The sequence below is a fragment of the Arthrobacter sp. zg-Y844 genome, from assembly GCF_024385465.1.
Classification (GTDB): Bacteria; Actinomycetota; Actinomycetes; order Actinomycetales; family Micrococcaceae; genus Arthrobacter_B.
Map to the genome: position 1 here is coordinate 698,955 of NZ_JANFLS010000001.1, position 24,753 is coordinate 723,707.

At 65.8% G+C, this 24,753-nt stretch carries 22 protein-coding genes, 1 tRNA gene, 1 pseudogene and 1 riboswitch; of the genes and pseudogenes, 13 read left to right on the plus strand and 11 right to left on the minus strand.

Annotation, left to right across the window (positions count from 1 at the left end):
* Positions 1 to 618, minus strand: a complete 618-nt coding sequence (locus tag NNX35_RS03265) for an ECF transporter S component (protein WP_255866964.1) — start codon at positions 616 to 618, stop codon at positions 1 to 3.
* Positions 619 to 708: 90 nt separating this feature from the next.
* A riboswitch (TPP riboswitch) is annotated at positions 709 to 843 on the minus strand.
* A 91-nt stretch (positions 844 to 934) separates the two neighbouring features.
* Here NNX35_RS03265 and NNX35_RS03270 point away from each other — a divergent pair.
* Positions 935 to 1,198, plus strand: coding sequence for a DUF4235 domain-containing protein (locus tag NNX35_RS03270; protein WP_227919224.1), 264 nt, complete (start codon positions 935 to 937; stop codon positions 1,196 to 1,198).
* 209 nt (positions 1,199 to 1,407) lie between these two features.
* Here the strand turns inward: NNX35_RS03270 and mnhG are convergent.
* From mnhG to NNX35_RS03300, 6 genes and pseudogenes are all read right to left on the minus strand, one after another.
* Positions 1,408 to 1,776, minus strand: a pseudogene (gene mnhG, locus NNX35_RS03275) (monovalent cation/H(+) antiporter subunit G); the annotation flags it as partial.
* Positions 1,777 to 1,780: 4 nt separating this feature from the next.
* Complete coding sequence (locus NNX35_RS03280) at positions 1,781 to 2,041, minus strand: monovalent cation/H+ antiporter complex subunit F (RefSeq protein WP_227919225.1); 261 nt, start codon at positions 2,039 to 2,041, stop codon at positions 1,781 to 1,783.
* Complete coding sequence (locus NNX35_RS03285) at positions 2,038 to 2,634, minus strand: Na+/H+ antiporter subunit E (RefSeq protein WP_255765102.1); 597 nt, start codon at positions 2,632 to 2,634, stop codon at positions 2,038 to 2,040. Before NNX35_RS03285 ends, NNX35_RS03280 begins: the two co-directional genes overlap by 4 nt.
* Positions 2,631 to 4,241 carry a Na+/H+ antiporter subunit D gene (locus tag NNX35_RS03290; protein ID WP_255765103.1) on the minus strand — a complete coding sequence of 537 codons (1,611 nt, stop codon included), beginning with the start codon at positions 4,239 to 4,241 and terminating at the stop codon, positions 2,631 to 2,633. Before NNX35_RS03290 ends, NNX35_RS03285 begins: the two co-directional genes overlap by 4 nt.
* On the minus strand, positions 4,238 to 4,723 hold the full coding sequence (locus NNX35_RS03295; protein WP_255765104.1) for a Na(+)/H(+) antiporter subunit C: 486 nt from the start codon (positions 4,721 to 4,723) through the stop codon (positions 4,238 to 4,240). The genes NNX35_RS03290 and NNX35_RS03295 overlap by 4 nt, the downstream gene beginning before the upstream one ends.
* The gene (locus NNX35_RS03300) at positions 4,720 to 7,746 is read right to left on the minus strand and encodes a Na+/H+ antiporter subunit A (protein ID WP_255866965.1); all 3,027 of its coding nucleotides are present in this window, start codon (positions 7,744 to 7,746) and stop codon (positions 4,720 to 4,722) included. The genes NNX35_RS03295 and NNX35_RS03300 overlap by 4 nt, the downstream gene beginning before the upstream one ends.
* A gap of 201 nt (positions 7,747 to 7,947) precedes the next feature.
* Between NNX35_RS03300 and NNX35_RS03305 the strand changes: the two genes are divergently transcribed.
* A complete protein-coding gene (locus tag NNX35_RS03305) occupies positions 7,948 to 9,324 on the plus strand; it encodes an MFS transporter (protein WP_255866966.1) in 1,377 nt (458 codons plus the stop codon).
* Positions 9,325 to 9,495: 171 nt separating this feature from the next.
* Here the strand turns inward: NNX35_RS03305 and dcd are convergent, their stop codons facing one another.
* Both dcd and NNX35_RS03315 read right to left on the minus strand, forming a co-directional pair.
* Positions 9,496 to 10,116 (minus strand): dCTP deaminase, encoded by a 621-nt coding sequence (dcd, locus tag NNX35_RS03310; protein WP_227919236.1) that lies wholly within the window; start codon positions 10,114 to 10,116, stop codon positions 9,496 to 9,498.
* A 22-nt stretch (positions 10,117 to 10,138) separates the two neighbouring features.
* Positions 10,139 to 10,993 (minus strand): tryptophan 2,3-dioxygenase, encoded by an 855-nt coding sequence (locus NNX35_RS03315; RefSeq protein ID WP_255765107.1) that lies wholly within the window; start codon positions 10,991 to 10,993, stop codon positions 10,139 to 10,141.
* A 69-nt stretch (positions 10,994 to 11,062) separates the two neighbouring features.
* Here NNX35_RS03315 and NNX35_RS03320 point away from each other — a divergent pair, with 69 nt between their 5' ends.
* The 11 genes from NNX35_RS03320 (at position 11,063) to NNX35_RS03370 (ending at position 20,373) form a co-directional block, all read left to right on the plus strand.
* Positions 11,063 to 11,545, plus strand: a complete 483-nt coding sequence (locus NNX35_RS03320; protein WP_255866967.1) for an SseB family protein — start codon at positions 11,063 to 11,065, stop codon at positions 11,543 to 11,545.
* Positions 11,546 to 11,682: 137 nt separating this feature from the next.
* Positions 11,683 to 12,750 carry a M4 family metallopeptidase gene (locus tag NNX35_RS03325; RefSeq protein WP_255866968.1) on the plus strand — a complete coding sequence of 356 codons (1,068 nt, stop codon included), beginning with the start codon at positions 11,683 to 11,685 and terminating at the stop codon, positions 12,748 to 12,750.
* On the plus strand, positions 12,747 to 13,025 hold the full coding sequence (locus tag NNX35_RS03330) for a protealysin inhibitor emfourin (RefSeq protein WP_255765110.1): 279 nt from the start codon (positions 12,747 to 12,749) through the stop codon (positions 13,023 to 13,025). Before NNX35_RS03325 ends, NNX35_RS03330 begins: the two co-directional genes overlap by 4 nt.
* A gap of 117 nt (positions 13,026 to 13,142) precedes the next feature.
* Positions 13,143 to 13,216 (plus strand) — tRNA-Gly (locus NNX35_RS03335).
* Between the two features lie 113 nt (positions 13,217 to 13,329).
* The gene (panD, locus tag NNX35_RS03340; RefSeq protein ID WP_227919251.1) at positions 13,330 to 13,791 is read left to right on the plus strand and encodes an aspartate 1-decarboxylase; all 462 of its coding nucleotides are present in this window, start codon (positions 13,330 to 13,332) and stop codon (positions 13,789 to 13,791) included.
* A gap of 9 nt (positions 13,792 to 13,800) precedes the next feature.
* A complete protein-coding gene (locus NNX35_RS03345) occupies positions 13,801 to 14,727 on the plus strand; it encodes an AEC family transporter (RefSeq protein WP_255866969.1) in 927 nt (308 codons plus the stop codon).
* Positions 14,728 to 14,867: 140 nt separating this feature from the next.
* The gene (locus tag NNX35_RS03350) at positions 14,868 to 16,190 is read left to right on the plus strand and encodes an extracellular solute-binding protein (protein ID WP_370646937.1); all 1,323 of its coding nucleotides are present in this window, start codon (positions 14,868 to 14,870) and stop codon (positions 16,188 to 16,190) included.
* Positions 16,187 to 17,149: a carbohydrate ABC transporter permease gene (locus tag NNX35_RS03355; RefSeq protein WP_255765113.1), complete on the plus strand. Its 963-nt coding sequence runs from the start codon at positions 16,187 to 16,189 to the stop codon at positions 17,147 to 17,149. The genes NNX35_RS03350 and NNX35_RS03355 overlap by 4 nt, the downstream gene beginning before the upstream one ends.
* Positions 17,150 to 17,992, plus strand: coding sequence for a carbohydrate ABC transporter permease (locus NNX35_RS03360; protein WP_255765114.1), 843 nt, complete (start codon positions 17,150 to 17,152; stop codon positions 17,990 to 17,992).
* A gap of 41 nt (positions 17,993 to 18,033) precedes the next feature.
* A complete protein-coding gene (locus tag NNX35_RS03365; protein WP_255866971.1) occupies positions 18,034 to 19,293 on the plus strand; it encodes an ABC transporter ATP-binding protein in 1,260 nt (419 codons plus the stop codon).
* Positions 19,294 to 19,395: 102 nt separating this feature from the next.
* Positions 19,396 to 20,373: a hypothetical protein gene (locus NNX35_RS03370; RefSeq protein WP_255866972.1), complete on the plus strand. Its 978-nt coding sequence runs from the start codon at positions 19,396 to 19,398 to the stop codon at positions 20,371 to 20,373.
* Positions 20,374 to 20,472: 99 nt separating this feature from the next.
* On the opposite strand, the gene NNX35_RS03375 is transcribed toward NNX35_RS03370, so the two are convergent.
* Positions 20,473 to 22,425: an NHL domain-containing thioredoxin family protein gene (locus NNX35_RS03375; protein ID WP_255866973.1), complete on the minus strand. Its 1,953-nt coding sequence runs from the start codon at positions 22,423 to 22,425 to the stop codon at positions 20,473 to 20,475.
* Positions 22,425 to 24,635, minus strand: coding sequence for a cytochrome c oxidase assembly protein (locus NNX35_RS03380; protein WP_370646938.1), 2,211 nt, complete (start codon positions 24,633 to 24,635; stop codon positions 22,425 to 22,427). Before NNX35_RS03380 ends, NNX35_RS03375 begins: the two co-directional genes overlap by 1 nt.
* Positions 24,636 to 24,753 lie beyond the last annotated feature (118 nt).

Below are 24,753 nucleotides of genomic sequence, written 5' to 3' on the forward strand. Positions count from 1 at the left end.
TTACGCCGTTCCTGTCCGACCCGACGCGAAGGGTGCAAGGGCACCCGTCCGTGCCAGCGCGCGGACCGCCAGCCAGGACAGCCCGCCGGCAATGACCGCTCCCGAGACGCAGGTGAGCAGCATGTACAGCAGCTGCCACTGTGCAGCCCATTCCACGTTGTACAGGACGTTTTCGCTCAGGCCGAGGAACAGGCCGGACCCCAGCCCGGCCAGCAGTGCCACGGGAAGGGAGAACCGCCGGTACAGGAACAGCAGGAACACCAGCTCGGCGCCCAGGCCCTGCAGGAAGCCCGAAAGCAGCACGGAGAGGCCGAACTGCGTGCCCAGCACGCCTGACACGGCGGATGCCAGCATCTCGCAGTAGATCGCCGCGCCGGGTTTACGGATGATGAGCCCGCCCAGCACCCCGGCAATCAGCCAGCCGCCGGTGTAAAGCCCGGCGAGCGGCGGAAACGCCGCGGTGAGTACGCTGATCCCGGCGTAGCCCAGGGACCAGGCCCAGAAAATCACGCCCACGGCCACCGCGAGCACGGAGGCAACAACAATGTCCACCACCCGCCAGGAACGCCTTGGGGCTGCGGGCCGGGTGCGGTCGGGTGCTGCGGATTGGTCTTTCATGAATATCCTCCTGAGGTCAGGAGGGGAGGGTGATGCTGCACCGGTAAACCGGCGCGCTTCCCCGCGGGCCGTTGCCGGCCAACGGGGAATTTCCCTGAGTTCTCGACTCCCTTCGCCGGTACTAACCGGATCAGGTTCGAGGGTCTGCGGATATCCGCACTCTCAGCGCCTTGTCCTTCGCGGTCCGAAGACCTGCTGCGGGACGGCGCTCCCCTGTCGTATGTTTGCGGTTCCACTCTACACACGTGTTCCTGATCCGGCGACGGGCAAACAGGTACCGTAGGGTTAGGAAAAACGCCCGAAGCTAGGAGTATTCATGAACCTGATCCTCAAACTGCTCGGAACCGGAGCGAGCATCCTCTCCGGAATCGTCGCCGCCAAGGTGCTGGACTTCGCCTGGACCAAGGCCACCGGCAACGAGCCGCCGAAGGATGCCGAGGGCAGCCTGGAAAACAGCCTCCGTTCCGCCGTGGCGTTCGCCGTGGTTTCGGGTGCCGTCAGCCAGGTCATCCGCGTGCTGACCAACCGCGGCACGCAGCGGGCCATCCAGCGCTACCAGAAGACGCCGGAAATCGTCTAAGCCTTCGATTATCGAAGCCTCCGCCTTTGGCGGAGGAGCCGCGCTCAGCCCTCGGGGTTTTTCCCCGGGCGCTGGGCGTCGCTGTTTAACGCCCCGCCTGCGCCGGTTCCGCGGGCGCGCAGCATCTCGTCGTCGTCGAGCTCCCCGGTGTAGCTGTGCCCCGGATCGTCGTCCACGCGCGGATCGTCATCCTCGTCTTCGAGCACTTCCTCTTCCGCTTCCCGGAGCAGTCGCTGGGCACGCTCGACGACGTCGTCCAGTTCGTCGATGACCAGCAGTTCGGGCCGCAGGTGCTTGGTCCGGTAACCGGCGCGGCCCACCATGTGGGCCGAGACCGGTGCGGTCAGGAGCATAAAGATCCAGGCCACGAACAGGATCGGCAGCAGCTTCCAGCTGCGGAATTCCACGGCCATGGCCAGCAGGAACAGCAGGAGCCCGAGCACCTGGGGTTTGGTGGCTGCGTGCATGCGGCTGAGCAGGTCGGGGAATCGGATCAGGCCGATGGCGGCGGCCAGGGACATCAGGGCGCCGCCGAGCATCAGCACGGCTGTGATCACGTCATAGACGGTCTCTTCCATGGTGCTACCGCCTGTCCGTTACGAATCGGGCAACGGTCACGGAGCCGATGAAGCCGATCAGGGAGATAGCGACCACCAGGGCCAGGTAGTCCAGGTTGCGGTAAACGATCATGTCCGTGATCAGGGCCGCACCCACAATGGCCAGCAGCACGTCCGAGGCCAGTACCCGGTCCAGGATCGAGGGGCCCCGGGCAATCCGGTAAATGGCGCCGGCGCCGGCTACTGCCAACATGACGGACACGGCCACCACAGCTGCGCTCATCATGCCCGGCCTCCAATCTTTCGTTTCCGTGTTTCAGCGGTTTCGGCGCGCAGGGCGGCCAGCTCCTCTTTGGTTCCCAGGGTGCGGATCAACCAGGCCTCGGCGTCCAGGGCATCGGCCCGCACCTTTTCGGCCTGTTCCGCTGTGGACACGTTCAGCGCGTGCAGGTACAGGGTCGAGGTGGAACGGTCGACGTCGACAATCAACGAGCCGGGGATCAGGGAGAGCACGTGGCCGGTGGCCGTGACCAGCAGGTCCGAGCGGCTGCGCAGCTTCACCCCGATGACCCCGTTGCGGATCCGCGGGCCGCGGACTAGCGCGAGCCAGAGCACGTGGAAGCTGGCCTGCACCAGCTTGTAGAGGAAGCGTCCGGCGAAGAGCAGCCCGTAGAGCGGGTTGAACCTGCCGCTGAGTTCCACGGGCGGGAGGTAGAAGATGTTCGCCACGAAGAAGGCGATCACCGCCCCGAAGACCAGGTTCCCGGCACTGAAGTCCTGCCACAGCGCCCCCCACAGGAACACCAGCCAGATCAGCAGGGGCAGTTCCTGCAGCAGCGGAACGCGGGACCGGCTGCGCATGCGTGCTTCCTTGGTCATTGTGCTGCCCCCTCGCCCAGTACCGCTTCAATGTACGGGGTGCGGTCCAGCAGGTCCCGGGCGGCGTCGTCGCTGAGGGAAAACAGCGGTCCGGCTGCCACGGTCAGGGCGACGCCGAGGGCAACCAGGCCCACGGTCGGGTACACCATGGTCCGGGGCAGCAGGTCCACGGACTCCCTGCCGGAGAACCGTCCCGTGGCATGCTCGATGACATGCTCGGAGCTGCGCAGGCTGGAGCCGTCGGTGCTGGTGGCCAGCAGGATGGGATCCGGGTGCACGGCATCCTCGGGGGTACGCCAGAATGCGCGGTTCCAGACCCGGGCCATGACCAGCAGGGTCAGCAGGCTGGTGGCGGCTCCTGCACCCACCAGGACGTAGGCCAGCGGAGTGCCGAGGTCCACGCCCGCCTGCATCAGGCCGAGCTTGCCCAGGAAGCCGGAGAACGGCGGGATGCCGGCCAGGTTGATGGCGGGAATGAAGTACAGCACCGCCAGCAGCGGCGACAGCCGTGCCAGCCCGCCGAGCCGGTCCATGTTGGCGGTTCCGCCGCGGCGTTCGATCAGGCCCGTCACCAGGAACAGCGAAGTCTGCACCGTAATGTGGTGCACCACGTAGAACACGGTGGAACCGATGCCCATCACGGAGGCAATCGCCAGGCCGAACACCATGTAGCCGATGTGGCTGACCAGGGTGAAGGAGAGCATACGTTTGATGTCGGTCTGCGCCAGGGCACCCAGGATGCCCACCAGCATGGTCAGCCCCGCCACCACCATCAGCAGCGTGTTGATCCTGTCCCCGGGGAAGAGCAGGGTCTCGGTGCGGACCATGGCATACACACCCACCTTGGTCAGCAGGCCGGCGAACACAGCGGTGACCGGGGCCGGTGCGGTGGGATAGGAGTCCGGCAGCCAGAAGGACAACGGGAAAATGGCGGCCTTGATGCCGAATGCCACCAGGAGCATGAGGTGCAGCATCAGCTGGGTCGCCGGATCCAGCTCGCCGAGCTTCAGGGCCAGGTCGGCCATGTTCACGGTGCCGGTGGCCGCGTAGACCATGGCAATGGAAATCAGGAACAGCAGCGACGACACCACGCTGACCACTACATACGTCACGCCGGCGCGGATCCGCGGCGTTGTCCCGCCGAGGGTCATCAGGACATAGCTGGCGGTCAGCAGGATTTCGAAGCCCACGTACAGGTTGAACAGGTCCCCGGCGAGGAAGGCATTGGAAACGCCTGCCACCAGGATGAGGTAGGTCGGGTGGAAGATCGAAATGGGTCCGTCTTCGTCGCCGTCGGCCATGCCCTGGCCGGCGGCATAGATCAGCACGGAGAGGCTGATCGCCGAAGAGACCACCAGCATCAACGCGGAGAACTGGTCCACCACCATGGTGATGCCGAACGGTGGAAGCCAGGCACCCAGGTTCACGGCCTGCGCGCCTGCCGTCCAGACGGAGCCCAGCAGGACGATTTCCAGGATCAGGGTTCCGCTGAGGATGCTGATGCTGACTACCCGCTGGGCGCGCTGGTGCCGGATCAGGATGAACGCGAGGGCGGCACCGAAGACCGGGAGCACCACCGCCAGCGGTGCAAGGCTGGCTGTGTTCATCGGTTCACCTCCGGTTCGTTTGGTGTGTTGCCGCGCTGGGAGCCGGGAGCCTCTTCGGCTTCCTCCGGCGGTGTGAATTCCGTGGTGTCCTCCGGGACGTCTGCGTCATCTTCGGCGTCGAAGCTGCTCTGGCTCGCCACGCGCCGGTCCTCAACGTCGTCCTGGACCTCGTCCTGCCGGCCCAGCACCCAGGACCGGTAAATGATGCCGAGCATAAAGGCGGTGACCGAGAAGGAAATGACGATCGAGGTCAGGATGAAGGCCTGCGGCAGCGGATCGTTGTAGGCATCCGCGGCAATGTCCTTGTTGAAGATCGGTGCGAGCCCCGCCGGCCCGCCGGTGGCGAGCAGCAGGATGTTCGTTGCATTGGTGAGCATGGCCAGGCCGAGCACCACCCGGGTCAGGCTCCGCTCAAGCAGCAGGTAGATGCCGGCTGCATACAGGCACCCCATGACCACGAGGAGGGTGAGGTTAACAGTCACCGTGACACCTCTTCCTCTTCGGGACGGGCGGCAACGTCGATGATTTCCGGTTCCTCCACAGTGTTTTCGTCGTCGTCCTCATCGTCGGCATCACCCTCGCTGCGCTCGTCGATCTCCGAGCCCAGGCTGCGCAGGACATCCAGCACCAGCCCCACCACCACCAGGTACACGCCGATGTCGAAGATCGTGGAGGTGACGAATTTGACCTCCCCGAAGATCGGCCAGGTGAACTTGAGGATTGCGCTTTGCAGGATCTGCCCGCCGAAGAACAGCGGCGCCGCAGCGGACAGGGCAATCACGCCCAAGCCGCCGCCCAGCAGCGCTCCGGCGCTGACCGGGCTGGCTTCGGCCAGCTCGAAGCGGCCGCCGGCCAGGTAACGGATGGTCAGCGCCAGCCCGGCCATCAGCCCGCCGGCGAACCCGCCGCCGGGCAGGTTGTGGCCGGCAATCAGCAGGTAGACGGAGAACAGGATGACGGAGTGGAACAGCAGCCGGGTAATCACCTCGAAGATGATGGACCGGCGCTCGGGCGCCAGCGTCCGGCCGGCCACCAGCCAGGCGTCACGGCCCACGCTGGAGAACCTGCGGGCCATAACGAGGGTGGCCTGTCGCCGGGCAGTGGGGGCAAACTGCTCCCGCCCCCGGTCCACGGAACCGCTGGCCACGCCCTCGGCCCGGCGCCGCTTGTCGCCGCGTCCGCGGACGAAGATCAGGGAGGCAAGGCCCGTGGCCGCGATGGCCAGCACGGTGATTTCACCGAACGTATCCCAGGCACGGATATCCACCAGGGTGACGTTGACAATGTTGGAACCACCGCCGCCGTCGTAGGCCAGCTGCGGGAAGTCGAGGGATACGGGCGTGGCCACGCGGGAAGCCATCGCGGTCATGGCGAACACGACCATGCTGGCGCCGAAGGCGATGCCCAGCATGGCCCTCAGGAAGCGGTGGCGCTTGGGCTCGCGCTTCCACAAGCGGGCCGGCAGGGACCGCAGGGCCAGCACGAACGCCACCAGGACGATGGTTTCGACGAGCATCTGGGTGAGGGCCAGGTCCGGGGCTCCCTGCAGCGCGAAGATCAGCGCAATGCCGTAACCGCTTACGGACACCATCAGCACGGCCAGGAAACGCTTCGTCGCGCGGGCAGCGGCAACCGCGCCCAGGACCACTGCGGCGCCGATCACGGCCTGCAGCGGAGTATCGAACCAGCGGAAGTCCTGCGGCAGGGGCGCGGACCGCAGGATCAGTGCCGTCAGCGGCGTCAGGATCGCCATGGTCAGGATGACGAACAGGTAGAACAGCAGCGAACCGCGCTGCGTGCGCCCGGTAACCCACACGGCGACGTCGTCGAGTACCCCGATGGCGCCTCGGTAGGACCGCTCGGCGTCGACCGGGAAGGCGACATCCCGCTGGAGGTCCTCTACCTGCCGGGCCAGCAGGAACAGGACGACGCCGACCCCGAGGGTGAGCACGGTCAGGCCCAGCGCCGGGGTCAGGCCGTGCCAGAGGGCCAGGTGGGTGGGCTTGCCTTCGGCAGGGAAGAGATCCGCGTAGGACGCAATCGCAGAATCCAGCGGTGCAGGCCAGAGCCCGAACAGTACTGTGACACCGGCCAGGATCGCCGGAGCGGCGAGGAAGGACCAGGACACCGCCTTGAACGGGGTAGGTGTGCGGCCCTCCTTGGCTGCAAAGGCGCCCCAGATGAAGCGGGCACTGTAGGCGAAGGTGAGGATGGAACCGGTCACCACGCCGGCCAGCAGGAGCCAGGCGGCGATGGTGCCCTGCTGCTCGCCGTAATGCACGAAGGTCTCATAGACCGATTCCTTGGCCACGAAGCCCAGCAGCGGCGGCACGCCTGCCATGGATGCCGCACCGATGACGGCGACGACGGCCAGTTTCGGTGCTGCCCGGAAGATTCCCGAGAGTTTGCGGATGTCCCGGGTGCCGGCCTGGTGGTCGATAATCCCGACCACCAGGAACAGGGTCGCCTTGAAGAAGCCGTGCGCCAGGAGCAGGCCCATCCCGGCGACTGCGGCCTCCCGGCTGCCGAGGCCCACCACCAGGGTAAGGAAACCGAGCTGGCTGACCGTGCCGTAGGCGAGGATCAGTTTGATGTCGTACTGGCGCAGGGCGCGCCAGCCGCCCAGCAGCATGGTTGTCAGGCCCAGGAGCAGCACGATGGGGTGCCACAGCAGCGTCTCGGAGAAGCCGGGGGCCAGCCGGGCGATGAGGTAGATGCCGGCCTTCACCATCGCGGCGGCATGCAGATAGGCGCTGACCGGGGTGGGTGCCGCCATGGCGGCGGGCAGCCAGAAGTGGAAGGGCACAAGGGCGGATTTGGAGACGGCGCCGACCAGCAGCAGGGCGATGGCAACGTTGACCATCGTCCCGGCGTTCACCAGTTCCGGTGCCTGCGCCAGGATTTCCGAAATCCGGTACGTCCCTGCGGCGGTGCCGAGCATGATCATGCCGACCAGCATCGCCAGGCCGCCGAAGGTGGTGACGATCAGTGCCTGCAGGGCCGCGCGGCGGGCAGAGAGCCGGTGCGCCGAGTACCCGATCAGCAGGTAGGAAAGGATGGTGGTCAGTTCCCAGAAAATGAACAGCAGGATGAGGTCATCCGCCGTAACCAAGCCGAACATGGCGGCGGCGAACGCCAGCAGCTGGGCACCGAAGCTGCCCATTTTCGGGTCATTCGGCCGGAAGTACCGGGCGCAGTAGAAGAGGACCAGGGCGCCTACGCCGAGGATCAGGATGGACAGCACGGCCGCAAGGGTGTCCATCCGGAAGGCCAGTTCCACCCGGAGGTCGGGAATCCAGGCAATGGTGACCGACGGCGGCGCGTTCGGGGCGCCGGAGGCCAGCGTCTGGTCTGCACCGGTGTACCGGGGGAAAGTGGCTATCAGCCAAATGAACGCGGCGGCAGGGAAGGCCGCGAGGATGTAGAACGCCGACCGGCCGACTTTGCGGAACACCAAGGGCGCAACCAATGCCACCGTAAACAAAACGGTGAGCACAAACAGCACTATGATCTCCCGGGCTTTTTCGTCGATGTTTCAGCCTGATTTTGGCTGCAGTTATCAAGGGGGGCGGTCAAGGTCGTATGTACATTCTACCCATGGCATACCTACGCCCTCCTATTCGGGCGGTTCTGCACCGGAACCGGCCACCGGCGTTTTGGGGGTTGAATACCGTTCCGGGCCGCGGCAGCCGCTAGGCTCAGCGGCATGAGTCTCAGCACAAAAAATACGTCTCCGGGTGTCCCCGCGCCGCGCGCCTCCGCACCTGCACGCTGGAAACAGGTGGCGGCCTGGGCTGCCTGGGACTGGGGGTCCGCTTCCTTCAATGCAGTGATGACCACTTTTGTGTTCACCGTCTACCTGACGTCCGCCCAATTCGGGGATAAAGACGAGAACTCCGCCGTCCTCGGCGCCGGCCTCGCCCTTGCCGGCGTCGCCGTGGCCGTCCTCGCGCCGGTCACCGGCCAACGGTCGGACGCGGGTGGACGCCGCCGCACTTGGCTCACCGTCAACACCCTGCTGACCTGCGCCCTGGTCGCGTCGTGCTGGTTCGTCTTCCCGTCGCCCGACTATCTGATCCTGGGTGTGGCACTGATCGCCGCGGCAAACCTGTTCTTCGAATTTGCGGGCGTGAACTACAACGCCATGCTCAGCCAGATCTCCACACCGGCTACCGTCGGCAAAATCAGCGGCCTGGGCTGGGCCATGGGCTATGTAGGCGGAATCGCTGCCCTGGCGCTGGTACTCGTGGGCTTTGTGCAGCCCGACGTCGGCTGGTTCGGCGTCACCTCCGAAGACGGAATGAACATCCGCTTCGTTGCACTGTTTTCCGCCGTCTGGTTCCTGCTGTTCGCCCTGCCGCTGATGTTCACCGTGCCCGAGGTTCCCCGGCAGGAGGCGCTGGCACGGCTGGGGATTCTTGCGTCCTACAAGCTCCTCTTCCAGCGCATCAAGGCCCTCTTCCGGACCGACCCCCACACCATTTACTTCCTGCTCGCCAGCGCCGTCTTCCGCGACGGCCTGGCGGCAGTGTTCACCTTCGGCGGCGTTATCGCGTCCGGCACTTTCGACTGGGAACTGTCAGAGGTGATTATGTTCGCCATCTTCGGCAACGTGGTCGCCGCCGCCGGGTCCGTGGTCGGCGGCTTCCTCGATGACCGCTCCGGCCCCAAGGCCGTGATCGTCGGTTCGCTGATCGGACTGATCCTTGCCGGCACGGCCATTGTGGTCCTGGGCCCGGATGACCAGGACCTGTTTGGACTGCAGTGGACCGGCGACACCACGTTCTGGATCTTCGGCCTGCTGCTGTGCCTGTTCGTGGGCCCGGCCCAGTCCGCGTCCCGGGCGTTCCTCGCCAGGCTCGCCCCCGAAGGGAAGGAAGGCGAGCTGTTCGGCCTCTATGCCACCACCGGACGGGCGGTCAGCTTCCTGGCCCCCATGCTGTTCTCCACCTGCATCGTGATCTTCGGCTCCCAGCGGTACGGCATCATCGGCATCATGGCCGTGCTGCTGATCGGCCTGCTGGTGCTGCTCCCGGTCCGGTCCCCCGCTGCACGGACCGCTCTGCCCGTCGGTAAGGAGTAGGGCTCGCGGGCCTGGCTCCGGGACCGGCCTACGGGCCTGGCTCCGGGACCGGCCTACGGGCCTGGCTCCGGCGGCAACGAAATTCCTTCGCTCGCAGAGCTCGCTTGGAATATTAAAGCCGCCTCCGCCAGGCCCTACAGCCGGACGGTGCCGCCCCCTCCTCGCCAGCCCTTAGGAGGCGCTGACGCCCGCCGTGTCCTCGTCATTCGACGCAGCAGTGACATCGGTGCGGTGGAAGTTCAGGTGGCTGCGCGACGCCGTCGGGCCCCGCTGGCCCTGGTACCGGTTGCCGTAGCGGCCCGAGCCGTACGCGTGCTCCGCCGGGGAGCTGAGCCGGAAGAAGCACAGCTGGCCGATCTTGGAGCCGGGCCACAGCTTGATGGGCAGCGTTGCCATGTTGGAAAGCTCCAGCGTGACGTGGCCGGAGAAGCCGGGATCAATGAAGCCAGCCGTGGAGTGCGTCAGCAGCCCAAGCCGGCCCAGCGAGGACTTGCCCTCCAGCCGCGCGGCGATATCGTCCGGCAGGGTCACCTGCTCGTAGGTGGAACCCAGGACAAACTCCCCGGGGTGGAGGATGAACGGCTCATCCGGATCCACTTCCACCAGGCGGGTCAGCTCAGGTTGGTCCTGCGAGGGGTCGATGTGGGCGTACTTATGGTTGTCGAATAGCCGGAAGAAGCGGTCGATGCGCACATCGACGCTGGAAGGCTGGACCATGGCGGGGTCATAGGGGTCCAGGGCAATCCGGTTGTCGGCAATCTCGGCTCGGATGTCGCGGTCAGAAATCAGCACTCTTCAAAAATAGCGCATGCCCCTAGCGGCCGATTTCGGTCCGCACCGCATAGAGCTCGGGGAAGAACGTCAGTTCGAGGGCACGCCGCAGGAAGCCGGCACCGCTGGAACCGCCCGTGCCCCGCTTCATGCCGATGGTGCGTTCCACGGTTTTCAGGTGTCGGAAACGCCACAGCTGGAAATTGTCCTCGAGGTCCACCAGCTCTTCACAGGCCTCATAGACGTCCCAGTTCCCGGCGGCGTTTTCGTAGACGTACTTGTAGACCGCCAGCAGTGACTCGTCATACACATGTGCCTGCGTCACGTCGCGGTCCAGGAGCTCCGGCGCCACGGCATAGCCGCGGCGGGCAAGATAGCGGATGAACTCGTCGTAGATGCTGGTTTCGGAAAGCAGGCCGGACAGCAGCTCCTGAGCGGCGGGGTCTGCCGCAAACACCGCAATCATTGCCTCGTTCTTGTTGCCCAGCAGGAACTCGACGGCACGGTACTGGTAGGACTGGAAGCCGCTCGAGGCGCCCAGGTCATCGCGGAATTCGGAGTACTCGGACGGGGTCAGCGTCGCCAGCACGGACCACTGTTCAGTCAGCGAGCGCTGGATGTGCTTGATCCGGGCAATTCCCTTCATGGCCGAACGCAGGTCATCCGCCGCCAGGCGTGCACGCACGGCCAGCAACTCATGCAGGACGAGCTTCAGCCACAGTTCCGAGGTCTGGTGCTGGATGATGAACAGCATCTCGTCGTGGTGCTCCGGGCTGCTCACCGGATGCTGTGCGGATAGCAGTTCATCCAGGGCAAGGTAGGACCCGTAGCTCATCTTGTCGCTGAAGTCCCGCTCGATGCCTGCTTCGAGGCTGCGGGTGTTCTCGTTCGGACTCATGCCCACCACGGTATCCGCTCCATATGCCAGACTTGGGGTTTTGGCACCGAGCCCTGAGAAGGAGTCCCCATGGAACCGGACAACACCCCCGAGATCCCGACAATGCCGCTGGCCCAGGACGACGTCGAAACGCCCGGCGCCGCGCTTGAAGAAGCCATCACCGCCGGCCGTGAGGGCAGGCTCACCAACCGCGAGGTCATGTCCGTCATCTGGACGTCGGAACTGCTGAGCGTGGGGCGCCTGACGAAGGCCGACGATCCCTCCACCTTCCAGGCAGTGGTCCTGAAGGCCCCGGACGCCGACTACTCCGTGGCTGCCACCTTCACCTCCGCGGACCGCATCCCCGCGCAGCTGCGCGAAGCAGCACCGGTGGTCGTCAAGGCCAGCGGCGAAGCCACCATCCGCAGCATTGCCCCGGGATACGGCATGTCCGTCAACCCGGGACACGAAGTAGGGCTGGAGATCGGCCCGGACGTTGTGGCTTCACTTGTCGAGGCGTCCGAAAAGGCCGCCGCGCAGGCACAGGACCCGGCCGGCACGGAACAGGACTGATCCAGCCGTAGAAGGCTCGAAAACAGCCGATTAGGTTGCGTTATGGCCATTTGATGCCGTTTTTGCAGGCCTAGCGCTTGCAGTGTCAGTGCCGGGGCCTACGCTGGGGAACCTCACAACAGAGGGAGGGCTGTACCGTGACCAACTCAAGCGTTGCTTCTTCGATCTGTTCCATCGTTCCGCCGTATCTGCTTGCCCGCCTGGCCGCCGCCGAAGACCCTGCAAAGGCAACGGCAGCGAAGGCGGCCCGCCGCGCCCTGACCGGGATCAACAGCGTGGAATCCGCGCGCTCGGCGCCGCGTTCTGCGCCGTCCCGCGGATCAGGCACGGCGTTTACCCCGTCCCTGCGCCGCACCATCTCCGATGCCCTGGGCCTGGAGGAACTGCCCGGCACGGTAGTGCGGACCGAGGGCGAACCGGACACGGGCGACCCGGCGGTGGACGAAACCTATGCCGGCCTCGGCGCCACGTACCGTCTCTTCAGCGATGCCTATGGACGTTCCTCGCTCGACGGCGCGGGGCGGGCCTTGGAGGCCACCGTCCACTATGGACACGCCTACGACAACGCTTTCTGGGACGGTTCCCGGATGGTGCTCGGAGACGGCGACGGCGAGGTGTTTGAACGCTTCAGCAAATCCCTCACCGTGATCGGCCACGAGCTGGCCCACGGAATCATCCAGTACACCGCGCAGCTGGACTACCGTGACCAGTCCGGGGCACTCAACGAATCAGTAGCGGATGTCTTCGGCGTCCTGGTCGAGCAGAAACTGCTGCGACAGACAGCGGACCAGGCCGGCTGGCTGGTTGGCGAGGGCCTGTTCACGGACCTGGTGCAGGGGCAGGGACTGCGGTCCCTGAAGGCACCGGGCACTGCCTACGACGACGACGTGCTTGGCAAGGATCCGCAGCCGGCGTCCATGGCTGACTTCGTGAAGACCGCGGCGGACAACGGCGGTGTCCACATCAACTCCGGAATCCCCAACCGCGCCTTCTACCTGGTGGCTGAAGCCCTGGGCGGGTATGCCTGGGAACGCGCCGGCCAGATCTGGTACGACACCATCACCGAACGGAATTTTCCCTCCGACGCCACCTTCGCCGTCTTCGCCGCCGCCACGGTCACCGCAGCGGAAAAACGGTACGGAGCGGGGACGGAGGAAAGTACTGCTGTGCAGGCCGCATGGAAAGAGGTTAACGTCTTGGTATGAGACTGGTTGTAGTGCGCAGCGGCGGCTTTGCGGGCATGCAGCGCACCTGGAGCACGCAGGTCAGCTCCGAAGAGGCACAGGAGCGGTGGCTGCCGCTCCTCAGCGATCCGCCCGAAGCCCCGGACAGCGAACCGGACCGGTTCACGTATGAGATCTCCGTGGGCCCGGCCGCCGTCACCATCCCGGAGCGGCAGGTCAAGGGCAGGTGGCGCGAACTCGTGGAGCGGGCCCGCGCCGGCGCCGATTCCGAACCCGGCGAGGGCTCCGAAGACTAGGCCGGCCGGTGTTTGGGCAACCCGTCCGGAAACCTTTCGGCAGCACCGGCAAACGAATTAGGCAACCGGCGGGTTCCATGTAAAGTTAGGAGCTGTGCCGGATTCCTTCCGGACACTGCGGGCGTAGCTCAATGGTAGAGCGCTAGCTTCCCAAGCTTGATACGCGGGTTCGATTCCCGTCGCCCGCTCCACTTCGGGGCAAGACTCCACCCCTCCCCCTGCGCTGTGCTGCACCAGCACTTTCGCTGTCAGCGTGTCAACCCCCGGCTCAAAGTCCGGGGTATTCGGCGTAGACTTAGCCGCGATGAACCGGAAAATGTTTAAGTCCAAAATCCACCGCGCCACGGTGACCCATGCCGACCTGCACTACGTGGGGTCCGTGACGGTTGACCTTGACCTCCTTGAAGCCGCGGACATCCTGCCCGGCGAGCTCGTCTCGATCGTCGACGTCGACAACGGCGCCCGGCTTGAGACGTACACCATCGCCGGCGAACGCGGCTCGGGGGTGCTGGGCATCAACGGTGCAGCGGCCCACCTGGTGCATGTGGGCGACACGGTCATCCTCATTACCTATGCCGATATGACCACCGATGAGGCCCGCTCCTTCGTGCCGACGGTTGTCCACGTTGATTCCGCCAACCGGATCCTGGAACTGGGGACGGACCCGGCCGAGGCCGTGACGGAAGGCACCGAGCGTCCTCCGCTGGCCCTGGACAACACCCAGGTCATGGCCGGCAACCCGGGCGCCGCAGCCGAAGCCAGATAGCAGCATCCGGTGCTGGGGGTACTCACCGGATTCGCCGTTGTCTGGATCATCATCCTTACCGGGTATGCCATCGGCCGGCTCGGCATACTTGGGGAAAACGCCCAGACCGTACTGAGCCGCCTGGCGTTCTTCGTTGCATCGCCCGCGCTCCTGCTCGTTACCCTCAGCGATGCGGACCTGCCCACTGTCTTCTCGTTTCCGCTGCTGGTGGCCGCCGCCAGCGCCGGGGCCACGGCGGTCCTCTATGTGCTCATTACCCGCTGGTGGCTGCGCCGGCCGCTGCCGGAAATGCTTATTTCGGCCATGTCTTCGTCCCTGGTCAATGCCGCCAATCTTGGGTTGCCCATCTGCGTGTACGTCCTCGGGGACGCCGCCTATATCGCACCCGTGCTGATTTTCCAGCTCGCTTTCTTCACCCCGCTCTTCCTGATGATGATGGATTCGGCCACCAGCGGCAGGCGGACCTCAGTCCGGGTTTTCGCCGTACAGGTGGTCCGCAACCCGATAATCGTCGGCTCGCTGATCGGCCTGCTCCTGGCCGCCACCGGCACGCAGCTGCCCGAAATCATCCATGAACCGGTGTCCCTGATCGGCGGTGCAGCGGTTCCCGCCATGCTGCTTGCCTTCGGGCTTTCACTGGTGGGGTCGCGGCCCCTGAATGCCGACGGCGGCAGGCGGGCCGACGTCATTCTCGCCTCTGCCTTCAAGCTCCTTGTCCAACCGCTGCTGGCTTTCCTGCTGGCCCGCTTCATCCTGGGGATGGAAGGACACCTGCTTTTCGCCGTCGTGGTCACCGCTGCCCTTCCCACCGCCCAGAATGTCTTCGTTGCTGCTGCCCGCTACGAAGAAGGCGTGCTGGTGGCCAAGGACACCGTGCTGCTCACCACCATTGCCTCGCTGCCCGTGCTGGTCCTGGCCGCAGCCCTGCTGACCTGATGAAACGCCCGGTTTGACCGGCAGGAATGTGGCGTAAATTACGTTCAAGGCATATGGTCAAACTGAAGGCTGCTTAGTGTGTGGCCCGTCTCAGGCAACGCCGCAGGGGACACTTACGACGAGGTGGAGGCACAGTACCGATGCCAAACGACGCAAGATACTGGGGTCGTACCCGGAAAGGGGCACGGGCTGCGGCCGGCGTTGCTCTGGCCTTGGGCGCAACCCTCCTGACCGGCTGCGGATCCGACGAGGGCGCAGCACCCACCTTGACCTGGTACATCAATCCGGATGCCGGCGGGCAGGCCGAACTGGCGAAGCAGTGCAGCGATGCCTCCGGGGGCGCGTACACCATCGAGACCTCCCTGCTGCCGAACGATGCCGCCTCCCAGCGCGAACAGCTGGCCCGGCGCCTCGCTGCCGGGGACAAGAGCATGGACATCATGAGCCTGGATCCACCCAACGTTCCCGAGTACGCGGAGCCGGGTTACCTGGCACCCGTACCCGATGACGTAGCGGAGCGGACCACGGAGGGTGTGCTGGAAGGCGCCCTGGCCGGCGCAAAGTGGAAAGACAAAGTGGTGGCCGTACCGTTCTGGGCCAACACCCAGATCCTCTGGTACCGCAAATCCGTGGCCGAGGCTGCACAACTGGACATGACCAAGCCGGTGACCTGGGACCAGATCATCGATGCCGCGCAGAGCCAGGATAAATACATCGGCGTCCAGGGCGCCCGCGCGGAGTCCATGACCGTGTGGGTGAACGCCCTGGTGGCGTCTGCCGGCGGTGAAATCGTGCAGAATCCGGACGCGTCGGCGGATGACCTGCAGCTGGGTCTCGACACCGAGGCCGGAAAGCAGGCAGCAGAGGTTGTCTCCACGATCGGCAAGGAGGGCCTGGGCGGTCCCGGACTGCCCACCCAGACGGAAAACACCTCCATGATCCAGTTCCAGGGTGACCAGGGTTCGTTCATGGTCAACTATCCCTTCGTCTGGCCGGCCACCAACGCGTCGGTCGAGGAGGGTGCCTTGCCTGCGTCCCTCATCGACGACATCGGCTGGGCCCTCTACCCGGCCATGAACGAGGGCGAGGATACGGCTCCCCCGCTGGGCGGCATCAACCTCGGTGTGGGCTCCAACAGCGAGCACCCCGACCTGGCGTTCGAGGCCATCGAATGCATCGTCTCGCCCGAGAACCAGGCCCAGTACTTCACCACCAACGGCAACCCGCCGTCGAACGAAGAGGCCTACAACGCTCCGGGGATCGAAGAGACATTCCCGATGGCCCCGGTCATCCGGGACTCGCTGGAACTGGCCGTGCCCCGGCCGCAGACCCCCTACTACAACGAGATCTCCACCGGCATCCAGCAGACCTGGACTCCGCCGAGCGACGTCAACCCCGATACCACCCCGGCCGAGAGCCAGGAATTCATTCTCGCAGTCCTTAGAGGGGAGAAACTGCTGTGAGCACTTCCGTCGAAGCGGTCCGGGACGCCCCGGCCAAGCCCACTCCGTCCAAACAGCCCCTCAGTGACCGCGCCAAAGCGGAGCGGCGGCTGGGTTTCTGGCTCGCCGGGCCCGCCTTCATCATCATGCTCGCGGTCACCGCCTATCCGATCCTCCTGGCGCTCTGGGAATCGCTGTTCAAGTACCGCCTGACCGCCCCGGCGGACCGGGAGTTCGTGGGACTGGGCAACTACGCGACCATCCTTTCGGACGGCCTGTTCTGGCGGGACCTGGGGGTGACGGTGCTGATCACGGTCATCACCGTCGTCGTCGAGCTGATTCTCGGCTTTGCACTGGCCCTGGTGATGAACAGCGCGCTGAAGGCCGTCCGCGGCTGGCTGCGCACCGCGATCCTCGTGCCGTACGGCATCATCACCGTGGTTTCCGCCTTCGCCTGGTTCTATGCCTTCGACATCAACTCCGGCTACATCAACAGCTGGTTCAACTGGGTGCCCGGTATCGACTCGGACCTGAACTGGTTCGCCGACACCTGGACGGCACTGTCCGTCATCATGGCCTCGGAAATCTGGAAGACCACCCCGTTCATCTCCCTGCTGCTGCTGGCGGGCCTGGCCCAGGTTCCGGGCGAGCTGACGGAAGCGGCAGAGGTTGACGGTGCGTCCTGGTGGCAGCGGATGTCCAAGGTGATCATCCCGAACATGAAGGCCGCCATCATGGTCGCCGTCCTGTTCCGCGCACTGGACGCCTTCCGCATCTTCGACAACGTCTACATCATGACCAACGGCGCGTACGGCACCGAGGTGCTTTCGCTGCTGGCCTACCGGACTTCGATTACCCGCCTGGAAATCGGCATGGGCTCGGCCGTGTCGGTGCTGCTGTTCATCTGCGTCATCATCATCTGTTTCATCGCCATCAAACTGTTCAAAGTAGACCTTTCCGGCGCACGAGGGGGTAAATAAGTGAAGTCCTCACCTGCCAAACGGCGGACAATTTGGACCATTATTTCGGTTCTGGTTGTCCTGTACGCGCTGTTCCCCGTGGCATCGATCCTGGCCACCTCGTTCAAGCTGCCCAGCGACCTGACTTCCGGGACCTTCCTCCCGACCAACTGGTCATGGAGCAACTACGAGCAGATCCTCGTCGGCGACGCGCAGGGGCTGTTCCTGAGCAGCCTGCGCAACTCCATCGGCATCTGCCTGATCGCCACCTTCATCGCGGTCATCCTGGCCACCCTGTGCGCCTATGCAATTGCCCGCCTGGACTTCCCGGGCAAGAAACTGGTGCTGACCACGGCGCTGGGTGTCTCGATCTTCCCGGTGATCTCCATCGTGACCCCGCTGTTCAACCTCTGGCGCAACATCGGGCTCTACGACACGTGGCCCGGACTCATCATCCCCTACCTGTCCCTGACGCTGCCGATCTCCATCTGGACCCTGGCGGCATTCTTCCGGCAGATCCCGTGGGAGCTGGAGCAGGCAGCCCAGGTTGACGGCGCCACCACGTGGCAGGCGTTCCGCAAGGCCATCGTTCCCCTGGCCGCCCCCGGCGTCTTCACCACCGCGATCATTGCGTTCTTCATCGCCTGGAATGACTTCGTGTACGGCATATCGCTGACCTCCACCGAGGCGGCGCGGCCGGTACCGGCAGCCCTGGCGTTCTTCACCGGCGCTTCACAGTTCGAGGAGCCCACCGGTGCCATCTCCGCCGCGGCGATCATCGTCACCATTCCCGTAGTTGTCCTGGTGCTCGCGTTCCAGCGCCAAATCGTCTCCGGCCTAACCCAGGGCGCCGTCAAGGGCTAGTTCCCTTTCGGCACCCGGACTGAAGAAAAGGATCCCTAACCATGGCATCTATCACCCTCAAGAACCTCGTCAAGAAGTACGGCGACGGTTTTCCGGCCGTCAACGATGTCAGCCTGGACATTGCCGACGGCGAGTTCATCATCCTGGTGGGCCCGTCGGGCTGCGGAAAATCGACGTTGCTGCGCATGATCGTAGGGCTGGAGGACATCACCTCCGGTGATCTGCTCATCAACGGAGAGCGCGTCAATGACAAGGCACCGCGTGACCGCAACCTGGCCATGGTGTTCCAGAACTACGCGCTCTACCCGCACCTCACGGTCTACGAGAACATCGCGTTCCCGCTGCGCCTGAACAAGGGAAAGTACAACGACGAGCAGGTCCGCAAGCTCGTGACCGATGCCGCCGCAACGCTGGAACTGACGGACCACCTGGACCGCAAGCCGGCCAACCTCTCGGGCGGCCAGCGGCAGCGGGTGGCCATGGGCCGCGCCATCGTCCGGCAGGCCGATGCGTTCCTCTTCGACGAGCCGCTCTCGAACCTGGACGCGAAGCTGCGCGGCCAGATGCGTTCGGAGATTGCGCAGATGCAGCGCCGCCTGGGCACCACCAGCGTCTACGTGACCCACGACCAGACCGAGGCCATGACGCTCGGTGACCGTGTGGCGGTGCTGAAGAAGGGCATCCTGCAGCAGGTCGCCTCCCCGCGCGAGCTCTACGAACAGCCCATCAACCTGTTCGTGGCCGGCTTCATCGGATCCCCCTCCATGAACTTCCTGCCTGCAACGCTGGAGAACGGGGTGCTGAAGACCGCCGTCGGCGACATCCGCGTCCCCGAAGACAAGGCCGCAAAGGCCGCCGGCAAGCAGGTTGTGCTGGTGGGCATCCGCCCGGAGTTCTTCGAGGATGCCTCCCTGGTGGAGGAAAGCAAGCTGCAGCACGGTTCCACGTTCACGGCACCGATCACGCACACGGAGTGGCTGGGCAACGAGCAGTACGGGTACATCCACTTCGACCCCACCCCCGAGGTACGCGAGCTGCTGAACAACCTGGCCCGGGACATGGACGCCGACGAGCTGCGCCCCCAGGTGGTGGTGACGCTCGACGCCGCCAGCCGGATCCGCGGCGGACGCGACGCCGAGCTGTGGCTGGACACCCGCAAAGTGCACCTCTTCGACCCGGAAACCGGTGAAAACCTCACACGCGACGCCGCAGCGGGCGCCGAGCTGACCGAGGAAGCCAATGCTGCCCGTGCCGAGGAGATCGCCGCTGCACACGAGACCGTCCCGGCGGCAGCGTCCTAGCAGCGGGACAACTGGCACAGCCCTCCTCCAGGGCAGCTGACACGAAGGCCGGACGGGAAACCGATCCGGCCTTCGTCCGTCCGGGCAGGTAACGTAAGAGCAGTGCAGGGAACATCACCGGTAATCAAGGCAGTAGCCGCCTGGCTGCTTGCCCTCATGCTCACCATCGCGGCCGCCGTCGTCGTGATCTACTTCGTCAACGCCAAGACGTACGGCCCCGAGAAACACGTCGAGAGCTATCTGCAGAAGCTGGCCGACGGCGAGGGCGAACAGGCACTCGGGATGCTCAACGCGCAGGTCCCCGAGGCCAACGCCGCACTGCTGGACGGCGATGCCCTCCGTGCCTCCGTGAAGGGGCAGCAGGTGCGTGAAATCGGCGACGCCGAGGAGATCGGCGGGAACCGCGTCGAGGTTGCGGTGGACTACGCCTACGGCGAGGCCGAGGGAACAACCAGGTTCGTGCTGGAAAACACCGGCAAACGCTGGCTCTTCTTCGACACCTGGGACTTTGTGCCGGCCACGCTGCCGACCGTTCAGGTAAATGCTCCGGCGCTGCGGGAAGCAACCCTCAACGGGGTCCGGGTAACGCTCCCGGAGGGCGCCAATACGTTCGCCGCCTTCCCGGCGTCGCGGGTGACGGCCTCCTATGACAGCCAGTACCTGGCCGCCGCAGAGCGGGAGGTCCTGGTGTCGGACGACGCCGAGCCGCAGCTCACCCTCGTGCCGGAGGCAACCAAGGAACTGGTTTCCAAGATTGATGCCGGTATCCGCGAGTTCCTCGACGGCTGCACGGCCGCTGACCGTCTGGCGCCTCCGGGCTGCCCGTTCTACCACCTCACCAACAACCGGGTGGACCAGCCAATCAGGTGGAGCATCACCGACTACCCCGACGTTGAACTGACCCAGGCTGAGGGCGCCTGGGTGCTCAGCCCGCTGAGCGGCACCGCGCAGGTCACCGCCACCCAGGTGGACCTCTTCAGCGGCGACAAGAGCCCGCTGGTGGCCGATGAGCCCTTCACCTTCAGCGCTTCCCTCCGCGTGGACGGCGAAAACGTCACGCTGAGCCCGCAGGTCGACTAGCAGCCCTCAACAAAGCGCAGGCGGCGGCATGGATTCCCATGCCGCCGCCTGCGCCGTTAAGCGGGCCCGGTCCGGGCCGCCCTGTCAGGGAAGAGGTGCTCAGTCCAGTCCGCGCAGGTCCAGGACCAGCTCGGACTCGCCGCCGGCCTGCAGCACTACCGGAATGCCCCAGTCCTGCTGGTACATGTGGCAGGCCGCGTGGTCCGGGATCTCCCCGCCCGGCTCTCCGTCGCAGGCGGCAGCACGGGCGGTGATGTGCAGTACTCCATCCGTCACCGTGTCGGAGAGCACGAGCTCACGGGTCAGCCCCGTGGCCGTACCGCCGCCGGAAACGAGCAGTGCCTCCGGGGAGGCGGAGATCTTCAACTGCGTGGGATCGCCCCAGCGGTCATCGAGCTTCTGGCCCTTGGGAGCGGCAAAGCGCACCGTCAGGGACATTGGTCCGGCTTCCACGGGGGTCTTCGGCCGCTGCGTCTGCCGGGCGCCTTCATCCACGGACTGGGCTTCCTTCGGGATGGGCAGGCGGACCAGCTGGTGCCGGTTGGACTCGACCACAATCAGCAGCGGTTCGGCGGCGCTGTTGTCCACCAGCACGTCCGAAGGCTCGGAGAGTCCGCGGGCCAGGGTGGAGACGGTGCCCGTGACCGGATCGTAGCGCCGCACCGCACCGTTGTAGGTGTCGGCAACGGCCACGGAACCGTCCGGCAGCACGGCTACGCCCAGCGGGTGCTGCAGCCGGGCCTGGGAGGCGGCGCCGTCGCGGAAGCCAAAGTCGAACAGGCCGGTGCCGACGGCGGTTTCCACCTGGATGCCGGTGCCGTCCAGGGACAGCTTGCGCAGGGCGGACGTCTCGGAGTCCGCCACCCAGAGGTTTCCCTCGTTGTCTTCGGCGAGGCCGGAGGACTGGGCGAACCAGGCCGCGGAGGCGGCGCCGTTGAGCAGGCCTTCCAGTCCCGTGCCGGCCAGGACGGCTACGGCCCCGGTTACCGGATCAAAGCTGAAGATCTGGTGGGTGCCGGCCATGGCGATGACCAGCCGCTGCAGCTTCGAGGACCAGACCAGGTCCCACGGTGAGGACAGCGAAATGTTGAGCGGGTCGGCGCCCAGCAGATCGGAGGAATCGGAGGGGGCACTGTCCCCCGCGGCTTCACCGGATCCGGCGGATGCCGCACCCGCCTTGGTCTGGTTCCCGGCGTCCAGCAGCCGCTGCACGCCGTTGCCGGCGATGGTCTGGACGGCACCGGTAGCGAGGTTCACCGAGCGCAGGCGGTGGTTGACCGTGTCCGCCACTACGACGTCGTACCCTGCCTTTTCCGCCACGTCGGCAGGCAGCAGGGCCACACCCTGGGGTTCGTTGAAGCGTGCCGTCCCGGCGTCGCCGTCCCGCCAGCCCTTGGTGCCGTCGCCGATGGTCCGGCGGACGCCCGTCAGGTCCGCTTCCAGCTCTACGAGGCGGTGGTGGCCCGTATCGGCAACCAGGAAGGTGCCCCCGGGCAGGGCGGTCACCTTTCCCGGGAACCGCAGGTCCCCGGCGGTGGGTTCTGCCGGGACGTAGGGGCCGTCGCCGCGGTGCAGTGTCCCCTTGGCCTCGTGTTCCTCCACAAGCTCGGCCACAAGCGATTCCAGGCCCGCTGCGTGCCCTTCACCGGACAGATGCGCCACGATGTACCCCTCGGGGTCCAGGACCACCAGGGTGGGCCAGGCACGGGCGGTGTAGGCCTGCCAGGTGAGCAGCTCCGGGTCATCCAGCACGGGGTGGTGGATTTCGTAGCGCTCCACGGCGGCGGCGAGGGCCACCGGGTCCGCTTCGTGCTCGAACTTCGGGGAATGGACTCCCACCGTGACCAGCACGTCGGAGAACTTTTCCTCCAGGGGCCGGAGCTCGTCCAGCACGTGCAGGCAGTTGATGCAGCAGAAAGTCCAGAAATCCAGCAACACGATCTTGCCGCGGAGATCCTCCAGGTTCAGCTGCCGGCCGCCGGTGTTCAGCCAGTTGCGGCCCTCAAGCTCCGAGGCCCGCACCCGGTATCCGGCGCGCACGGTTTCAGTCATTAACGATCTCCTTGATCCGGGGTCCCGGCATCACGCTGTGCCAGGTTTGCAAACATGTTGTTGTAAGCAGTCAGATCGGCGTCATTATTCCGCTCTGCTGCGCGGTCCAGCCGCCGGGTTTCCCGGGCGTCGCTCTTGGACCACTGATAAGCCACCCCGATGGCCACGAACAGGGTCGGAATTTCACCGATTCCCCACATCAACGAACCGCCCAGCTGCTGGTCCGCCAGGGCCGACAGTCCCCATTCCCGGCCCATGTTCCCGAAGTAGGAAGCCTGGATCAGTGCCGTTCCGCCCATCACCGCCACTCCGAAGAAGGCGTGGAAGGCCATGGTGGCGAGCAGGATCACCAGGCGCAGCGGGTACGGCGCGCGGCCGGGCAACGGGTCGATCCCGATCATCGTCAGGATGAAGATGTAACCGGTCAGCAGGAAGTGCACCACCATCAGCTCGTGCCCAACGTGTTCGCGCAGGGCCAGCCCGAAGAGGTCCGAATAGTAGAAGACCACGATGGAGCCGGCAAAGTTCACGGCGGCCACGATCGGGTTGGTGATGATCTTCGAGAAGCGTGAATGCACTCCGATGAGGATCCATTCCCGGATCCCGCGGGTACCGTCGGTGCGGGGCGTCAGTGCCTTGAGCGCCAGGGTGACCGGTGCCCCCAGGACGAGGAACAGCGGCACCACCATGGTCAGGGCCATGTGCGCCAGCATGTGCGTGCTGAACAGGACCATGCCGTAAACCTGCGGCGCGCCGCAGGTGATGTAGCCGAGGGCCAGCAGGCCAACCAGCCAGCAGGCCGTGCGCCGGACCGGCCATTTGTCTCCGCGGCGGCGCAGCCGCACCGCGCCGATGAGATAGGACGTCGCCAGCGTCAGGATGACGGCAACCCAGAGCCAGTCCGGCCGCCACTCGGTGAGGTAGCGTTCCGGCGTCAGCTCGGGCGGAAGGTCGTAGCCGGTCAGGATACGAGCCGGGGAGGCATCCTGGGGAAGCTCTTCGGAACGCGGCGGCGCGGTGCGGCCCAGTGCCACGGCCACGCCGGACACGGCACCCATGACGGCCAGTTCCACGGCAATGAGCTGCCAGAGCACCCGTTGGGCCGAAAGCCCGCCGTTGGGGACTGCCGTGCCGGCGGGCACCGGGGTACGGGACGGGTGGGAACCGGCGAGGCGCGGAATGATCCAGTTGCGGTGCATCAGCCCCAGAACGCCCAGGAGCAGCGTGAGCCCGGCTTTGGTGAGGACCAGGCCGCCCCAGGGCGTCCCCAGCTGGTCCAGCGAATTGATCCGCAGGGACGCATTGACGACGCCGGAGAGGAACACCAGCGCGAAGGCGAAGCCGGCAAGGGCCGAGAACCGGGCAAGGACTACGCCGGTGATGGAACCCAGCTGCCTGGATACGACGGCCAGGACAATGATTCCGCCGATCCAAAGGCATACGCCCAGCAGGTGCAGCCCGATCGAGTTCACCGCTGCGGCATGATCGTCCCCGCCGGCGGAGTGCCCGATCAGGGCGGTGGGGAGCAGGGCGCCGACGGCGAGGACCAGCGTGAAGGCCAGCATGCCGAGGGACCGCACGCCGAAGGACAGTGCGGTGACTACGGCGGCGATGATGCTCACTGCCAGCCAGGCCCGGCCGGTGGAAAAGTCAGTCAGGAAGGACGCCAGGCCCGCCGTGTAAGTGGAGTCGGTGCCGAGCGGCAGCCCGGAAACATCCGAGTACGTAAACACCATCACCGCCAGCGCGGAGAGGGTCCAGATGACCGCGGCAACCGAGGTCAGGGTCAGCGCACGGGTGAACGCAGGATGCTCGGGCTCAGCAGGTGCAGGCCGGCCGGACGCGTTTTTCCGCACGCGTCGAAAATTCAGGCTTTTGGGCAGGATCGTCACGGCGAAAACAAGCGAGCCGATGACGGCAGCCATGGAAATATTCTGCACGGCCTTCGCTGCGGGGAGTGCCCAGCGGGTCAGCGATCCGGGATCCCCCAGCTGCGTTGCTCCGGCGGCACCGGTGAAAAGCATGGCCGCTGCCAGGGCGATGAAGGCGAGGGCGCCGGCGGCTGCAAGCCAGCCGGTGCGCACGCCGGGAACAGCGCTGCTGCTCTCCCCTGCTGCGCTTGGGTCGCCCCCGTTGCCGTGCTGCGGAAGCCGCGAACTGCCGGCGGGGCGATCGGTCTGGGTTTTGACGGATTTTGGCACAGTACCCATTCTCTACCCGCTGTAAAAATAGGGCCAATCATTGTCGCGGCTGTCACGGGTTTGCAGCCGGTGCGGCCGCGGCGGCATTTCGGCTGGGCTCCCGGGCCTGCACCCGAAAACACGGGAG

Excerpts from the sequence above, each read along its gene's own strand:
- NNX35_RS03305 (WP_255866966.1), top strand. The coding sequence starts at position 7,948 with ATGAGTCTCAGCACAAAAAATACGTCTCCGGGTGTCCCCGCGCCGCGC.
- NNX35_RS03315 (WP_255765107.1), bottom strand. The coding sequence starts at position 10,993 with ATGAGTCCGAACGAGAACACCCGCAGCCTCGAAGCAGGCATCGAGCGG.
- NNX35_RS03265 (WP_255866964.1), bottom strand. The coding sequence starts at position 618 with ATGAAAGACCAATCCGCAGCACCCGACCGCACCCGGCCCGCAGCCCCA.
- NNX35_RS03380 (WP_370646938.1), bottom strand. The coding sequence starts at position 24,635 with ATGGGTACTGTGCCAAAATCCGTCAAAACCCAGACCGATCGCCCCGCC.
- NNX35_RS03320 (WP_255866967.1), top strand. The coding sequence starts at position 11,063 with ATGGAACCGGACAACACCCCCGAGATCCCGACAATGCCGCTGGCCCAG.
- NNX35_RS03365 (WP_255866971.1), top strand. The coding sequence starts at position 18,034 with ATGGCATCTATCACCCTCAAGAACCTCGTCAAGAAGTACGGCGACGGT.
- NNX35_RS03270 (WP_227919224.1), top strand. The coding sequence starts at position 935 with ATGAACCTGATCCTCAAACTGCTCGGAACCGGAGCGAGCATCCTCTCC.
- NNX35_RS03280 (WP_227919225.1), bottom strand. The coding sequence starts at position 2,041 with ATGATGAGCGCAGCTGTGGTGGCCGTGTCCGTCATGTTGGCAGTAGCC.
- panD (WP_227919251.1), top strand. The coding sequence starts at position 13,330 with ATGAACCGGAAAATGTTTAAGTCCAAAATCCACCGCGCCACGGTGACC.
- NNX35_RS03350 (WP_370646937.1), top strand. The coding sequence starts at position 14,868 with ATGCCAAACGACGCAAGATACTGGGGTCGTACCCGGAAAGGGGCACGG.
- NNX35_RS03330 (WP_255765110.1), top strand. The coding sequence starts at position 12,747 with ATGAGACTGGTTGTAGTGCGCAGCGGCGGCTTTGCGGGCATGCAGCGC.
- NNX35_RS03375 (WP_255866973.1), bottom strand. The coding sequence starts at position 22,425 with ATGACTGAAACCGTGCGCGCCGGATACCGGGTGCGGGCCTCGGAGCTT.
- NNX35_RS03290 (WP_255765103.1), bottom strand. The coding sequence starts at position 4,241 with ATGAACACAGCCAGCCTTGCACCGCTGGCGGTGGTGCTCCCGGTCTTC.
- NNX35_RS03285 (WP_255765102.1), bottom strand. The coding sequence starts at position 2,634 with ATGACCAAGGAAGCACGCATGCGCAGCCGGTCCCGCGTTCCGCTGCTG.